This window comes from Bacillus cereus group sp. MG4 (assembly GCF_040460055.1).
Taxonomy (GTDB): domain Bacteria; phylum Bacillota; class Bacilli; order Bacillales; family Bacillaceae_G; genus Bacillus_A; species Bacillus_A wiedmannii.
On sequence record NZ_JARVGZ010000001.1, the window covers coordinates 3,391,603 to 3,405,774 of the forward strand.

Sequence of the window (14,172 nt, forward strand, 5' to 3'; positions counted from 1 at the left end):
ATACTATTCCTGCTCTGGGTCACGCAAGTAATACCCTACTCCACGTCTAGTTACAATTAAAGTAGGATGACTTGGATTATCTTCAATTTTTTCACGTAAACGACGCACTGTTACATCCACTGTACGTACATCTCCAAAATAGTCATAACCCCAAACTGTTTGCAATAAATGTTCACGAGTCATAACTTGTCCTAAATGTTTGGCTAAATAATGTAGTAGCTCAAATTCACGATGTGTAAGTTCAATATTTTCCTCACGTTTCGTTACACTATACGCATTTGAATTGATAACGATTGGTCCAATAACCATTTCCGTATTTTCTTCTTTTTCTGCAGCACCACCTTGTTGATGGCGACGTAAATTCGCCTTCACACGAGCAAGTAATTCCCTCGTACTAAATGGCTTCGTTACATAATCATCTGCTCCAAGCTCAAGCCCTAATACTTTATCAATTTCAGAGTCCTTTGCTGTAAGCATAATAATCGGCATTTCTGAGCTTTTACGTATTTCACGGCAAACCTCTAAGCCATCCTTACCTGGTAGCATAATATCTAATAAAACCATATCTGGCTGCTCTTCATTCGCTTTTGCAATCGCTTCATCACCATCATGCGCCATTACAATTTCAAAACCTTCTTTTTCTAGGTTGAACTTCAAAATATCCGCAATCGGCTTTTCATCATCAACTACTAAAATTTTCTTTCCCATCATCGTCTATTTCCTCCTTATAAAGTGAAACTTTAATCGGTGTGGGATTTTCTTCATCCCACATCGATTATTAGCCCTCACCAATCGGGCATTTACGGGCCGTTAATCCCACACCTAACTTCTTTACCTTCGCTGAATTTTTGGGTGGGGTCTTACCGTCCGACAAATAGCGGGTAAAAATATGGTCAATATCCCTAAACACATTGATGTCTACATAGTATGTCCCTATATGACCGCATCTTTTGCTTAAGTACTTTCTCCTCTATTCTCACAGACTCATGTATGATCCACTTTTACACGGAATCCTATACGATCTATAGAAAAACCTCTAGCTTCAACTGCTAGAGGCTTCTCATTCTATTTTAAAATAACTACTCACTTTTGTAAAATTACACAAATAAAAAGGATATTAAGTGGGCCCCACTTAATATCCTGAGAGTGGCTCGGGACGGAATCGAACCGCCGACACGAGGATTTTCAGTCCTCTGCTCTACCGACTGAGCTACCGAGCCAAAACTATATATAAAACCACTAATGGTGGTATAAACAAAAGTGGCGGTCCCGACCGGGGTCGAACCGGCGATCTCCTGCGTGACAGGCAGGCATGTTAACCACTACACCACGGGACCAAAAATGAACATAAAAAAAACATGACCCGTACGGGATTCGAACCCGTGTTACCGCCGTGAAAGGGCGGTGTCTTAACCACTTGACCAACGGGCCACGAAAAATAAAATGGTGAGCCATGAAGGATTCGAACCTTCGACCCTCTGATTAAAAGTCAGATGCTCTACCAACTGAGCTAATGGCTCATACTCACCAACGTCATATTTTCGTGACGACAAGATGTATCATAACATGTTTTCTTTGTTTTGTGCAATACCTTTTTTTTTTTTTTTATAAAAGATAAGAAAAAACTCATGCGGACATGAGTTTTTTCTCAAAAATATCAATTAAGCTTCGTATACGTTACGAACGATATTTGTTTGGTTACGATCTGGTCCAACTGAGAACATAGATAATTGAATTCCTGTTAACTCAGAAACACGTTCTACGTATTTTCGTGCATTTTCAGGAAGCTCGTCTAATGATTTTACACCAGTAATATCTTCTGTCCAACCTGGAAGCTCTTCGTATACAGGCTCACATTTCGCTAAAATGTTTAAGTTTGCTGGAACTTCATCGATCACTTCGCCATTGTATTTGTAAGCAACGCAAATTTTAAGAGTCGGAATACCTGTTAGAACGTCGATAGAATTTAATGATAAATCTGTTAAACCACTAACACGACGTGCATGTCTTACAACAACGCTATCAAACCAACCTACGCGGCGCGGACGACCAGTTGTCGTTCCATACTCACGACCAACTTCACGAATTTGATGACCAATTTCATCATGAAGCTCAGTAGGGAAAGGACCATCACCTACGCGGCTTGTATATGCTTTACACACACCTACAACGCGAGTAACTTTTGCAGGACCAACTCCAGTTCCAACTGTTACACCACCAGCAATCGGGTTAGAAGATGTAACGAACGGGTACGTACCGTGGTCGATATCAAGCATAACACCTTGTGCACCTTCAAATAATACACGGTGATTGTTATCTAGTGCATCATTTAATACAACAGACGTATCACATACATATTGCGCGATTTGTTGTCCGTACTCGAAGTACTCTTCGAAGATTTCTTCTACACTGAAACCTTCTGTATCGTACATTTTTTCAAATAAACGATTTTTTTCTACTAAATTGCGCTCAAGCTTTTCTTTAAATGCTTCACGGTCTAAAAGATCAGCCATACGAATACCAATACGAGCAGCTTTATCCATATATGCAGGACCGATACCTTTTTTCGTTGTACCGATTTTGTTATCACCTTTACTTGCTTCTTCTAATTCATCTTGTTTTAAGTGATAAGGTAAAATAACGTGCGCACGGTTACTTACACGTAAATTATCAGTACTTACACCACGATCGTGTAAGTATTTTAACTCTTCAAGTAATGCTTTCGGATCTACTACTAAGCCATTTCCGATTACACAAATTTTCTCTTTATAGAAAATACCAGATGGAATTAAGTGTAATTTATATTTAACTCCGCCGAAAACAATTGTATGTCCCGCGTTATTTCCACCTTGATATCTTGCAACTACTTCCGCATGCTCAGAAAGAAAATCAGTGATTTTACCTTTTCCTTCGTCGCCCCATTGTGTTCCTACAACTACTACTGAAGACATTATTAAAGCACCTCCGCGATTTTCAAACGATCTATTCAAACAATATAATTGTACCAAAACCGAAAAAGAAGTCAACCAAAAAGCGAACATTTTTTTATTAAAAAACATTTTCGTTCGTAAGAATTATATTTTCACACTATGAAAGCCTTATCTTTCCTATAAAAAAAAAGAAACACATCTTATTATAAGAAATGCATTTCTTTTTTATACTATCTTTATGCAGGCGGAGCATGCCCATCCTCAAAGCGACGTTCTAAGTTAACGAACTTATTGAACTCTTTAACGAATGCGAGCTCTACTGAGCCTACGGGACCGTTACGCTGCTTTGCAATAATAATTTCAATCGTATTTTTATTTTCCGTTTCTCGGTCATAGTAATCTTCACGATATAAGAAGGCTACAATATCAGCATCCTGCTCGATACTTCCCGACTCACGAATATCAGACATCATCGGACGTTTATCTTGACGAGATTCTACACCACGAGATAACTGCGACAAGGCAATAACAGGCACTTGCAATTCACGCGCAATCCCTTTTAATGTACGAGAAATCTCAGATACTTCCTGCTGACGGTTTTCTCCTGATTTCCCGCTTCCTTGAATAAGCTGTAAATAGTCAATTAAAACCATCCCTAGACCTTGTTCTTGCTTTAATCTACGGCATTTCGCTCGAATCTCATTTACTTTAATCCCTGGTGTATCATCAATATAGATACCAGCATTAGAAAGGCTCCCCATCGCCATTGTTAATTTTGCCCAATCATCAGAAGTTAATGAACCGGTACGCAGTCTTTGCGCATCAATATTTCCTTCTGCACAAAGCATACGCATAACAAGCTGATCAGAGCCCATCTCTAGACTAAAAATCGCTACGTTTTCATCAGTTTTCGTCGCTACGTTTTGTGCGATATTTAATGAAAATGCGGTTTTCCCTACTGATGGACGTGCCGCTACGATGATTAAATCATTTCGCTGGAAACCTGCGGTCATCTTATCTAATTCTGTAAATCCAGTTGGTATCCCAGTAACTTCACCTTTTTGATTATGCAAAAGTTCAATTTTATCGTAAGCATCTACAAGAACATCTTTAATGTTTTGGAATGCTTTTGCATTCGTTTGGTGAGATACTTCTAATATTTTTTTCTCAGCCTCATTTAAAAGACCATCCACGTCATCTTCTCTCTCATACCCATCAGACACGATATGAGTCGCTGTTCGAATCAAACGACGTAATAGCGCCTTTTCAGCGATGATTCGTGCATAATATTCTACGTTAGCAGCGGTTGGAACAACTTCTGCTAATTCTGCTAAGTAAGAAACCCCACCAACTTCTTCTAATAATCCTTGATCAGCCATTGCTGACGTCATTATTACTAAGTCAATCGGCTCTCCTTTATCAGATAACCCAAGCATGACTTCAAAAATCTTTTGATGTTTCGTTCGATAAAATGAGTCAGGTACCAACAATTCCGATGCTGACGTTAACGCATCTTGATCAATTAATATGGCCCCTAAAACCGCCTGCTCAGCCTCTATATTATGCGGAGGGGTACGATCAGCCATTACATCACTCATACGCAATCCTCCTTGCTTAACTTATTTTTATTGTTCACTAACATGAACTTTTACTGTTGCTGTTACTTGCGGATGCAACTTCACAGTAACGTTTGTATAGCCTAATGCACGAATTGCATCATCCATTTCAAATTTACGTTTATCAAGTTTAATTTTATGTGATTTTTGCATCGCATCTACGATTTGTTTACTTGTGATTGAACCGAATAGACGGCCACCTTCTCCAGATTTCGCCTTTACTTCTACAGTTAGTTTCTCTAACGTTTCTTTCAACTCTTTTGCATTTTCAACCTCTGCTGCTGCATCTTTTTCTTCTTTTCGCTTTTGAGCTTCTAAAGTTTTCATACTACTATTTGTCGCTTCAGCAGCTAATCCTTGTTTTAGTAAGAAGTTATTTGCATAGCCATCTGGTACGTTTTTTATTTCTCCTTTTTTCCCTTTACCTTTTACGTCTTTTAGAAAAATTACTTTCATGATTGTGTGCCTCCCTGTAAATAGTCATCAATAACAAATTGAAGCTTCTCCTCAGCTTCATCTACTGTAACATTTTTCATTTGTGTGGCTGCATTCGTTAAATGCCCACCACCGCCTAAATTTTCCATAATTAGCTGCACGTTCACTTCACCTAAAGACCTGCCGCTAATTCCAATGAAATTCTCACCACGTTTTGCAATAACAAATGACGCAATAATTCCTGTCATTGTTAATAATGTGTCCGCTGATTGCGCAATAAGCACTTGATCGTAGTAATCATCACTATCAACTTTTGCAATCGCAATTCCATTTGTATAAATGTACGCATTTTTAATAGCTTTTGCAACCCGTAAATACTGATCCATATCTTCTTTTAAAAGTTCTTGTACAAGTACAGTATCTGCACCATGTGAGCGTAAATAAGAAGCGGCATCAAACGTACGAGCACCCGTCCGGAATGTAAAGCTTTTCGTATCAACAATAATACCTGCTAACAATGCCGTTGCTTCTAACATTGTCATTTTTAAATTTTTCGGTTGGTACTCAAGTAATTCTGTAACAAGTTCTGCCGTGGAAGAAGCGTATGGCTCCATGTAAACAAGCAATGGATCTTCAATAAAATCTTCTCCCCGGCGATGATGGTCAATAACAACTACATTTTCAATTTTATGTAACAGCTTTTCTTCCATCACCATTGAAGGTTTATGTGTATCAACAACAACAAGTAATGAATCATCATTTGCAAATTCTATCGCTTGTCCTGGGGTAATAAAGTGAGACCATAACTCTTCGTTTTGTTTCACTTTATCCATTAAACGCTTAATTCCCTTATCAGAATCATTTTCATCTAACACAATATATCCCTTGCGCTCATTTAATTGCGCTACCTTTAAAATACCAATCGCAGCACCAATTGCGTCCATATCAGGAGCCCTATGCCCCATTATAATGACATTACTACTTTCTAATACTAAATCCTTTAATGCATGCGAAATAACTCTGGCACGTACACGAGTACGTTTTTCAACTGGATTCGTCTTACCACCATAAAACTTAACTTTACCTGTCGCTTGTTTAATAGCTACTTGATCTCCACCACGGCCAAGCGCAAGGTCTAAACCGGACTGAGCCATTGCCCCAAGCTCTGATAAAGGTAAATCACCTGATCCAACACCTACACTTAAGGTGAGTGGTATATTCCTTTTGGATGTTTCTTCACGCACCTGATCTAAAATGCTAAATTTCCCTTTCTCCATCTGCGCTAAAATACTCTCATTTAGTACAACGAAGAATCTTTCTGAAGATGCACGTTTTAAATATGCTCCATACTTAACGGCCCATTCATTTAGTCGTGATGTTACAAGACTTGTGATATTCGTACGTAATTGATCATCTAACCCCTGTGTAACTTCATCATAATTATCTAAATAAATGACAGCCAAAACAGTCCGTTGATCCTCGTACATCTTTTCAATCTCTGTTTGTTCCGTTACATCAAAGAAGTAAATTAACTTTTCTTCTTTCCTTACAAAAACGCGAAACTTTCGGTTATTTAAAGAGACTATATCGTCGGAAGTTTCTCCCTTAATAAAAAGAAGCAACGTTTCTGATACATCATAAAGGTGCCATCCAGCTAACGCATGCTGTCCTAGACATGAAGATAAATAAGGATTCGCCCAATCAATCCCATAATCCTTATTGTATAACAAAATACCAATCGGCATTTGGTTAAATGCTTCATTACTCACTTTCTTTACTCTTGTAATCATATCTGTCGTATACTTTTCGAAATTCCTTTGAAAGGTCAGTTCAAAGCGTATAACAACAAAAAGTACAATGCAAAAAATAAAAAAGGTGGATATCCCCATAATTAAATGAAAATAACAGAGGATGGCAATGAGCACAAACACGAAAAATGCCAATACATAAACAGGATATAAAAACCACTGTTTCTTATAAAATTCAGGCATGTATACAACTCCTATAAAGTAAAACTAACTCACCTTCCAGTTAGTTAAACAGATTAAAATAGTATAAGGAATATTACCTTATCCTCCTATTTTAGAACGCAATGAAATCCCTAAATCAATTATACCTAAGATTGTCACAAGAGGAAACAACATCGGTATAAACATGCAGACAATAAAACTAATAATAGGAATCCCTTTCGTAAAACCTTTGCTATGCGCTAGAAAAGCGATAAATGTCAGACCTTGTAGTACTAGTAGTAAAGCAAATGTGACATATAGGTTAGAAAATAACATATGTAAATATGATGTCGGTTCTACTTTTATAAACGTTGATAGCAAAATAAATATAACGTAATACCAAACAATACTCTTTGGTAATTGTATATCTTTAAATTTAGGCCAAGGTTTAACGTCATGCTTTAGTTTTCTCAAAACACTACCTGATATCATAACTGTAATCCAAGAAAGACATACAGAAGCCATTACAAATATACTCGGGAATATCGTTTGTAATATATTATTCATTTGTGCAAGTAACTCTTTTTGTTCTTTACTAACCGGCATACCGGCAGCACTTGCTATCTTTTCACTTTGCACTACACTTTCATTAAACATATTTTGCATTTGCTTTATGAAATCTATGTTAAAAAACTTTATACTCGCAACATAAATGAGCATAATACCAACTAAGTATGCAAGTGAACCTGTTATCAAAATTTCCAACGGCTTTCTTTGCTGTTTATACATGTATCCTAAAACAATACCCATAACCCCAAACACGACCGTCTTTATTAGACCTATCGGTTGACCTAAAATAACAGCAATTAAAAATGCCGCCGTAAAAATTACAAAGGCGTTAGATAATCTATATCTTATCGTTAGCAATATAAACGGCAATGGCAACGCAAACGTTACAACTCTACCTAAAATTGGAACATACATAGATATAAGCAATAACATTGCATATATCGCTAGCAACGCTGCACCCTCAGTAATAAATTTCGTATTCTTCATTATCTAACCTCTCTTTCAAAAAAGAAAAGCATAGCAAAATGCACAGTAGAGTCCGACTCTACTGTGCATTTCATACGCTATTATTCACCAACATATGGTAAAAGTGCCATTTGACGAGCACGTTTAATTGCAACTGTAAGTTTGCGTTGGTATTTTGCGCTTGTTCCTGTTACACGACGAGGTAAAATTTTACCACGCTCAGAAACGAAACGTTTTAATAAATCAACATCTTTATAGTCAATGCGAGTGATGCCGTTAGATGTGAAGAAACACACCTTACGACGTTTCGCACGTCCACCTTTGCGTCCTGCCATGTCTATTCCCTCCATTCTTTGTTAAAACTAACTAATTTACTGTATTAGAACGGTAAATCGTCGTCGGAAATGTCGATCGGTTGACCTACATTTGAAAATGGATCGTCATTCTTCGTAAATCCAGAGTTGCCTTGGTTACCTTGGTTACCTTGGTTGCCTTGGTTACCTGAATTACTAGATTGACCAAATGGGTTAGAGCTTTGGTTACCGAAACCAGCTCCTGATGGTTGCTGATTAAATGAACCACGTTGCTCCCCACCGCCATTACGCGGCTCTAAAAATTGTACGCTTTCCGCAAGAACTTCTGTTACATATACACGTTTACCATCTTGTCCATCGTAATTACGAGTTTGAAGACGTCCATCTACGCCTGCTAAGCTACCTTTTTTCAAATAATTCGCTACGTTTTCTGCTTGTTTACGCCATATTACACAATTAATAAAGTCAGCTTCACGCTCACCTTGTTGATTCGCAAATGCGCGATTCACAGCTAACGTAAAAGTAGCTACTGCAACACCATTGGGCGTGTAACGTAAGTCAGGGTCCTTAGTTAAACGACCAACGAGGATAACACGATTCATCAATCGAACCACTCTCCCTTATATATCAATTATTTTTCTTCTTCTTTAACAACGATATGACGAAGGATGTCTTCGTTGATCTTAGCTAAACGGTCGAATTCGTTAATCGCTTCTGCGTTAGAGTTCACGTTTAAGATCATGTAGAAACCTTCACGTAAGTCGTTGATTTCGTAAGCTAAACGACGCTTACCCCACTCTTTCGTGTTAATGATTTCTGCACCATTGTTTGTTAAAACACCTGCGAAACGTTCAACTAAAGCTTTTTGAGCTTCTTCTTCAACGCCAGGACGAATGATGTACATAATTTCGTACTTTCTCATTACACTTTCACCTCCTTTTGGTCTAAACGGCCCATAATGGGCAAGGAGCAATTAATTTATAGTAATTACTCACGAGTTTAGATTATATCATAGTAAGTTAGATGAATCAACTCACCCATGCATAAAAAACTTGGCAAACACATAATATATTTGCCAAGCTCATATCTTTATTTTTCCTAGGAAATATTAAATTAAACGTTGAAGCGGAAGTGCATAACGTCTCCGTCTTTTACGATATACTCTTTTCCTTCTAAACGAACTTTACCAGCTTCTTTTGCAGCTGTCATAGAACCGTTTGTCATTAAGTCTTCGTAAGAAACTGTTTCCGCACGAATAAATCCACGCTCAAAGTCTGTATGAATTACGCCAGCACATTGTGGTGCTTTCATACCTTGTTTAAACGTCCATGCACGTACTTCTTGCACACCAGCTGTGAAGTAAGTAGCAAGTCCTAATAAATCATATGCAGCACGAATTAATTGATCTAAACCAGATTCTTCAATGCCTAGTTCTTCAAGGAATACTTTTTTCTCTTCCTCGTCTAGCTCAGCGATTTCTTCTTCGATTTTTGCACATACAACGATTACTTGAGAATTTTCATTTGCAGCAAATTCTTTTACCATTTGTACATATTTATTTTCAGAAGGATCCATAATATCATCTTCACTTACGTTTGCTACGTATAACATTTCTTTCGTTGTAAGTAAATGAAGGCCTTTAACAATCTTCATTTGTTCTTCTGTAAATTCAACAGTACGAGCTGGTTTTCCCTCTTCAAAAGCTTCTTTTAAACGAACTAAAATTTCATGCTCATATACTGCTTCTTTATCTTTTTGTCTCGCTAACTTCGCAACACGCTCGATACGTTTATCAACAGATTCTAAATCCGCTAAGATTAGCTCTAAGTTGATTGTTTCAATATCATCGATTGGATCTACTTTCCCTGAAACGTGTGTAATATTTTCGTCTTCAAAACAACGAACAACTTGGCAAATTGCATCTACTTGGCGAATGTGAGATAAGAATTTATTTCCTAAACCTTCACCTTTACTAGCACCTTTTACGATACCTGCAATATCAGTAAACTCAAATACAGTCGGAACAGTTTTTTTCGGTTCTACTAATTCCGTTAATTTATTTAAACGCTCATCTGGTACTTCTACAATCCCTACGTTTGGATCAATTGTACAGAATGGATAGTTTGCAGATTCTGCTCCTGCTTGTGTAATTGCATTAAATAAAGTTGACTTCCCTACGTTAGGTAATCCAACAATCCCAGCCGTTAATCCCATATTTTTCACTCCTATGTCTCAATCTTTCATCATTATAGATAGTAACGAAAAAAATGACAAGTTTCCTCCAAACGAAAAAAAGTAACAGCTACCCATTGCAACTGTTACTTTCTCTCTATTCTTCGTGCTTCACAAGTATTTTTTTCACCTTACGATCAAATTCTCTTCGAGGAATCATTACTGAATGGTCACATCCCTCGCACTTAATGCGGATATCCATTCCCATACGAATAATCTTCCAGCGATTCTCACCACATGGGTGGGCTTTCTTCATTTCCACAACATCGTACAAGTTATACTGCTTTTGCTCCATTCTCCAAACCCCTCTCCATACTAAATTGCTTTTCCACTCACCAATTCTTCACGATTATATAAAACCATACGTGGATATGGAATTTCAATCCCATGTAAATCTAGACGATTTTTAATTTCTTTACGAAGGGCTCTCGCAACAACCGCATGTTGCATCGGCTCTACTTCCGCAATAACACGTAATATAACTTCTGATGCAGCCAATGTTTGCACACCTAATAACTGAGGCTTTGCCACCATTTGCGTATACTGTGCAGGTAATTCTTCTAATAACTCTTCAATGACTTGCTCCGCTTTCGCTATGTCAGCCTCATACGAAATGGATACATCAACAAATGCTACACTATTACTAACTGAATAGTTCGTAACTTGAATAATACTTCCATTTGGTAAAGTATGAATTTCGCCTGTCCAACTCTTTACTTTTGTTGTACGAAGTCCAATTTCTAGAACGACACCTTCAAACTGACCAATTTTTACATAGTCACCTACTGAAAATTGATCTTCTAGCAAAATAAATAACCCCGTAATAACATCTTTTACTAAACTTTGAGCACCAAATCCGACTGCTAAACCAATTACCCCGGCACCCGCTAATAAACCAGATGCATTAATATTAAACACACCCAAAATCGCAATTAACATAATGAACATAACAACGTATGCCACAATATTTTCAAGTAACTTCGCTACTGTAACTGTACGACGTTCTGAAATTTGAATTGGCGAACGGCTTCCCATACGAAACGCATTTCGTACAATTGCACGCGCAACTCGCACAATAATTGCACCAAGTATTAAAATAACGACTATTTTTAGTGATTTCACACCTATATTCGTCCAATCAATGGACTCAAACCATTTCAACGCTAAATCCATGTACCTCTACCTCTCCAGCTAAAATTTCTTTTTAATCATCCTTCTCATTGTATCAGAAGTCACCCTGATTTCTGAAAAATTTTTATGACTTTAATTGCATTTGTTAACTTCCATGCAGGTATAAAATGGAACGAATATATATATACTAGTACTATTATTTCCGTTTTCACTCAAGTTTTACAAGAAGTACGCACTTATTGTTTTCCATTTTACTCATCATACAACATATTTTGAAAATTTATTAAAAGGATGGATGCTTCATGAATATTGGAAGTTTTCGCTTACCCTTTTTCGAAAAAGAAACTCAAAATGTTATGCACCAAGACGTAGAAGCCTCCGAGACAATTAGTAACTTCTTACTTTCCCATATCCCTATTAAAACGAATATACCGATTATTCTCGTTTGTATCGGAACAGATCGTTCTACAGGCGATGCACTCGGTCCGTTAGTCGGTACGAAACTAGAACAATTAGGAATTAAAAACTTCCAAGTGTTCGGCACACTAGATGAGCCAGTGCATGCGCTAAATTTAGAAGAAAGAATTCAGAATATACAGAAAGATAATCCTACTTCATTTATAATTGCGGTTGATGCCTGTTTAGGAAAGTCTCAAAGCATCGGTTCCATCACTACCGGAATGGGGCCTAGTAAACCTGGAGCTGCGATGAACAAAAAATTACCTGCAGTTGGTGATTTACATATTCATGGCATCGTAAATCTAAATGGTTTTATGGAGTTTTTCGTCCTGCAAAATACAAGATTAAGTTTAGTCATGAAAATGGCTGATGTAATTGCACAAAGTATAAAAGAAACAGACCAAAAATTATCTGTATTAAAAAAAGCAAACCATCTATAAATAATAAGATGGTTTGCTTTTTAGTTTTTCTGCGCTAATAATTCTAAAATACGATTTAAATCTTCTTTATTAAAAAATTCAATTTCGATTTTACCTTTTTCTTTTTTCGTTTCTTTAATTTTCACATCTGTGCCAAACTTTTCTCTTAAGAACGTTTCGCGTTCTACGAAAAATATGTTTCTCTCTTTTTTCACTTGTTTTGTTTCACGTGAAACGCGTTGATTAATCTCCTGAACAATTTTCTCTAATTGACGAACGTTTAATCCTTCTTTTTCGATTCGTTTTAATAACGATTTCAATTGTTCTTCATCTTTTATAGTAAGCAAAGTTCTCCCATGAGCCATTGAAAGTTGACCATTTGCAATCATATCTTGCACAAAAGAAGGGAGGCTTAATAAACGCGTATAATTTGCAATGTAAGGTCTGCTCTTACCAAGACGTTTTGCTAATTGTTCTTGCGTTACATTTAGCTCATTCATTAACATTTGATATGCCATTGCTTCTTCCATTGGGTTTAAATCTTCTCGTTGTAAGTTTTCAAGCAATGCAAACTCCATCATTTGCTGCTCATTTAATTGTCTTACAACAGCAGGTACCTTTTCGAGCCCTGCCTCTTTGGCAGCACGATATCTTCTTTCACCTGCAACAATTTCATATCCTTTAATACTCTTCCTAGCAATTAACGGTTGCAATATGCCGTGCTCTTTAATAGAGGCCGATAATTCTTGAATTGCCTCTTTATTAAAGTGTTTACGTGGTTGATATGGATTCGGTCTTAATTCAGTTATCACAATCTCCTGAATTGCCTCTTCTTCTTTCACATCTAAATCAGGAAAAAACACATTAATTCCTCTTCCTAATCCTTTAGCCACCTGCAATCACTTCCTCTGCTAAATCTATATATACTTCTGCCCCTCTTGATTTAGCGTCATACTGCATAATTGGTTTCCCATGACTTGGTGCCTCACTTAAACGAACATTACGAGGAATAATCGAACGGTATACTTTATCCCTAAAGTATTTTTTCACTTCATCTATAACCTGAATCCCTAAATTCGTACGGGCATCCAACATCGTTAACAATACACCTTGAATTGCTAGATTTTTATTTAAGTGCTTTTGCACAAGTCGAACTGTATTTAATAGCTGACTTAATCCTTCTAGTGCGTAATATTCGCATTGAACAGGAATAATAACAGAATCTGCTGCGGTTAATGCATTAATCGTTAATAACCCTAAGGACGGGGGACAGTCGATAATAATATAGTCATATTCATCACGAACTGGCTGTAATGCCCTTTGTAAACGTACTTCCCGGGAAATAGTCGGTACCAATTCAATTTCAGCTCCTGCCAATTGAATTGTAGCGGGTAGAACATCTAAGTTTTCAGTTGCGGTTTTACGTATAACCCCTTGAACATCTGCATCTTCCACAAGAACATTGTAAATACATTGATCTAATTCGGATTTTTCAATTCCCACACCAGTCGTTGCATTTCCTTGAGCATCAATATCTACAAGAAGGACTTTTTTACCTACTTGTGCCAATCCAGCCCCTAAATTAACAGATGTTGTTGTTTTTCCAACGCCACCTTTTTGATTGGCAATAGCAATGATTTTTCCCATGATGT

Annotated in this window: 15 protein-coding genes and 4 tRNA genes; 1 reads left to right on the plus strand and 18 read right to left on the minus strand. The window is 37.2% G+C overall.

Going from position 1 to position 14,172, the window contains the following annotated elements:
* Positions 1-3: 3 nt before the first annotated feature.
* From walR to QCI41_RS17880, 16 genes are all read right to left on the minus strand, one after another.
* Positions 4-711 (minus strand): cell wall metabolism DNA-binding response regulator WalR, encoded by a 708-nt coding sequence (gene walR, locus QCI41_RS17805; protein ID WP_080377644.1) that lies wholly within the window; start codon positions 709-711, stop codon positions 4-6.
* Positions 712-1,147: 436 nt separating this feature from the next.
* A tRNA-Phe gene (locus QCI41_RS17810) sits at positions 1,148-1,220 on the minus strand.
* Between the two features lie 41 nt (positions 1,221-1,261).
* Positions 1,262-1,337 (minus strand) — tRNA-Asp (locus QCI41_RS17815).
* A gap of 22 nt (positions 1,338-1,359) precedes the next feature.
* Positions 1,360-1,431: transfer RNA gene (locus tag QCI41_RS17820), tRNA-Glu, on the minus strand.
* Positions 1,432-1,444: 13 nt separating this feature from the next.
* A tRNA-Lys gene (locus tag QCI41_RS17825) sits at positions 1,445-1,520 on the minus strand.
* A gap of 141 nt (positions 1,521-1,661) precedes the next feature.
* On the minus strand, positions 1,662-2,951 hold the full coding sequence (locus QCI41_RS17830) for an adenylosuccinate synthase (protein ID WP_000100228.1): 1,290 nt from the start codon (positions 2,949-2,951) through the stop codon (positions 1,662-1,664).
* A gap of 215 nt (positions 2,952-3,166) precedes the next feature.
* Complete coding sequence (gene dnaB / locus QCI41_RS17835; RefSeq protein ID WP_001286242.1) at positions 3,167-4,528, minus strand: replicative DNA helicase; 1,362 nt, start codon at positions 4,526-4,528, stop codon at positions 3,167-3,169.
* Between the two features lie 27 nt (positions 4,529-4,555).
* Entirely contained in the window at positions 4,556-5,002 is a 447-nt protein-coding gene (gene rplI, locus QCI41_RS17840; RefSeq protein WP_000864225.1) for a 50S ribosomal protein L9, read from the minus strand.
* Positions 4,999-6,972: a DHH family phosphoesterase gene (locus QCI41_RS17845; protein WP_353836968.1), complete on the minus strand. Its 1,974-nt coding sequence runs from the start codon at positions 6,970-6,972 to the stop codon at positions 4,999-5,001. Before QCI41_RS17845 ends, rplI begins: the two co-directional genes overlap by 4 nt.
* 78 nt (positions 6,973-7,050) lie before the next feature.
* Entirely contained in the window at positions 7,051-7,986 is a 936-nt protein-coding gene (locus tag QCI41_RS17850) for a YybS family protein (protein WP_353836967.1), read from the minus strand.
* A gap of 80 nt (positions 7,987-8,066) precedes the next feature.
* Positions 8,067-8,300 carry a 30S ribosomal protein S18 gene (gene rpsR, locus QCI41_RS17855; RefSeq protein WP_000918874.1) on the minus strand — a complete coding sequence of 78 codons (234 nt, stop codon included), beginning with the start codon at positions 8,298-8,300 and terminating at the stop codon, positions 8,067-8,069.
* 44 nt (positions 8,301-8,344) lie between these two features.
* The gene (gene ssb, locus QCI41_RS17860; protein WP_016121164.1) at positions 8,345-8,884 is read right to left on the minus strand and encodes a single-stranded DNA-binding protein; all 540 of its coding nucleotides are present in this window, start codon (positions 8,882-8,884) and stop codon (positions 8,345-8,347) included.
* 26 nt (positions 8,885-8,910) lie between these two features.
* Positions 8,911-9,201 carry a 30S ribosomal protein S6 gene (gene rpsF, locus QCI41_RS17865; protein WP_001233781.1) on the minus strand — a complete coding sequence of 97 codons (291 nt, stop codon included), beginning with the start codon at positions 9,199-9,201 and terminating at the stop codon, positions 8,911-8,913.
* 191 nt (positions 9,202-9,392) lie between these two features.
* Positions 9,393-10,493 carry a redox-regulated ATPase YchF gene (gene ychF, locus QCI41_RS17870; protein ID WP_000524662.1) on the minus strand — a complete coding sequence of 367 codons (1,101 nt, stop codon included), beginning with the start codon at positions 10,491-10,493 and terminating at the stop codon, positions 9,393-9,395.
* Between the two features lie 115 nt (positions 10,494-10,608).
* Positions 10,609-10,806 (minus strand): DUF951 domain-containing protein, encoded by a 198-nt coding sequence (locus tag QCI41_RS17875; protein WP_000436051.1) that lies wholly within the window; start codon positions 10,804-10,806, stop codon positions 10,609-10,611.
* 20 nt (positions 10,807-10,826) lie between these two features.
* Entirely contained in the window at positions 10,827-11,684 is an 858-nt protein-coding gene (locus tag QCI41_RS17880) for a mechanosensitive ion channel family protein (protein ID WP_000362298.1), read from the minus strand.
* A 260-nt stretch (positions 11,685-11,944) separates the two neighbouring features.
* Between QCI41_RS17880 and yyaC the strand changes: the two genes are divergently transcribed.
* Positions 11,945-12,541: a spore protease YyaC gene (gene yyaC, locus QCI41_RS17885; protein WP_060487897.1), complete on the plus strand. Its 597-nt coding sequence runs from the start codon at positions 11,945-11,947 to the stop codon at positions 12,539-12,541.
* 20 nt (positions 12,542-12,561) lie between these two features.
* On the opposite strand, the gene spo0J is transcribed toward yyaC, so the two are convergent.
* Together spo0J and soj are read right to left on the minus strand one after the other, a co-directional pair.
* Positions 12,562-13,413, minus strand: a complete 852-nt coding sequence (spo0J, locus tag QCI41_RS17890) for a stage 0 sporulation protein Spo0J (protein ID WP_001051814.1) — start codon at positions 13,411-13,413, stop codon at positions 12,562-12,564.
* Entirely contained in the window at positions 13,406-14,167 is a 762-nt protein-coding gene (soj, locus tag QCI41_RS17895; RefSeq protein WP_000516117.1) for a sporulation initiation inhibitor protein Soj, read from the minus strand. The genes spo0J and soj overlap by 8 nt, the downstream gene beginning before the upstream one ends.
* Positions 14,168-14,172: the final 5 nt, after the last annotated feature.